Origin of the sequence: Bathymodiolus platifrons methanotrophic gill symbiont (assembly GCF_002189065.1) — a bacterium.
GTDB lineage: Bacteria > Pseudomonadota > Gammaproteobacteria > Methylococcales > Methylomonadaceae > Methyloprofundus.
Map to the genome: position 1 here is coordinate 1 of NZ_BDMN01000474.1, position 1,827 is coordinate 1,827.

General features: G+C 36.8%; 1 protein-coding gene and 1 pseudogene. Both read right to left on the minus strand.

Annotated elements, in window-relative coordinates; genetic code table 11:
- Window positions 1-207 precede the first annotated feature (207 nt).
- Entirely contained in the window at window positions 208-621 is a 414-nt protein-coding gene (locus CDZ78_RS23950; RefSeq protein ID WP_263459203.1) for an META domain-containing protein, read from the minus strand.
- A pseudogene (locus CDZ78_RS23955) lies at window positions 622-924 on the minus strand (META domain-containing protein); the annotation flags it as partial. It lies immediately after the preceding gene.
- Window positions 925-1,827: the final 903 nt, after the last annotated feature.

Consider the following 1,827-nt stretch of genomic DNA (forward strand, 5'->3'; position numbering starts at 1 on the left):
TCGCGCACTTCGGATTGGCAACAACCCTGCGCCTTCTGGAGACTATCAGCCCGTCCGGGGCTGACAGCGAGAGCATTGCTATGCCAAGTTTTTTTATAGTTCTCATTTTCTATCCTTTTATAAATTCCACTCATTATACCTAAGTTATTTGCACTTCTAATTAACTAAAATGATTGACCAGGTTCATAACACGACTCTCTAAATATCCTATGCAACAAAATAGAGTACTGCACCAAAATAGGCTCCCTTCTGCTTTAAACTCAACATTAATGAACCATAAAAACCGACTAAACGTAATTGATTTGCACGAATTTCATAACGCCTCACTTGTTTCAGTGCTTGTAATATTTGCTGTTCCTGAAGCATTAAATCATTCTCTGCGCAAAATTTACGCGTACTACCTACAGGACCGATCGTTAATTCACTGCCATTAATTTGATAACTGGCAAATAATCTATTACAGCCACTACTGCCCTGTAATTTTCCATCAATAAATTGTAAGTTCGCCTTTTCAGTTTGTCCACTACTGACGACACCTCCCTTGCCATTATTAATACCCGCCATCTGCCAGCTAGTTTGCTCTAGAGTTAATGCTGGTAAGTTCTGAAATATTAGCCGCACTTGTCTTTGGGCATCTAAGAATTGTAATTTATCATCCTGAAACTGATAGAAATTAATGTCCGCCAGATTTTTCAAGTATTGATGCTCTTGCACTGTAATCTTCTCTGGGCAAGCCATCATTGTTAACCCAGTCTGAGAAATTTGTACAATACCCTCTCCCATTAACTGATAGCTAGCAAAATACCGGTTACACCCTGAACTTCCAGATATTTTATACCGTGCAAATTCAATACTAATCGGATTATCAGGTAAAGGAGCCTGCATGCTTTGATCCGTAAAATAACTGACTAACTGCCACTGATCACCGTTTAGTGGATTTTACATAGTTTGCCCTCCCTCAATACCTGTTGTGCTCCCTGCACGAATACTAGGTGGTTCAATTAATTGCTCTACAGCTGAATTTACGGGTTGTACCTGCGCATTACATCCTTGCAGTAATATAAGGCTAATCAGTAACTTTTTTTCATGGTTCCCTTCTTATGTTGAATGATAATATCTACTTTTTCTCTTGCCATAAAATATGACGTAACCGTTCAGATACCCCTTTGTAAAATAGGGATTGAGGAACCTTTTTCTAATAAAACCTCCCCCAGCCCCTCCAGATAAAGAGGGGGACGGAACGGTTACAATATGACAAACACAGAAGATAAACTAAAATATTAATATTTAATAGCTAGACTTTAACAATTCCCTGAAGTTCATAACTCCATATTAATTTAAATGACTTCATTAATAAATACATAAAAAACACAGGTAAAATTAAAGTTTTCATTATATACAGGGCCATTAAATCCAAAATATTATTTATTAAATAATCAAGCCTATTCTTTATATCTTCAATATTAATATTCTGTATATATTTAGCAACTTCTCATTATTTGGGGGCATGGGCGGCTCGCCCATGCAAACGGGCAGGCTGCCCGTATCCCCAAAAAAATCTTGCCCGTGAATAATGAGCAATTACTGAAGATACTCTTAATACACTGATTCTTATGTTTTATTTTAAATGACTGTGAGTTTCACGTAATCAGGTACTCTTTTGAAAAGTCCTGAAACAAGCCATTTAACAAAAGCTGACCTACCTCAATTTTCTGTTTATTTATTCTGAGTAGTTAGCTCTTCTTTAACTTGCTTAGGAATAAGCACGAAACAACTTCCCGATATTAATTATTTTTGAGGAATTGCACGGTAATTCCATTTTGGTAA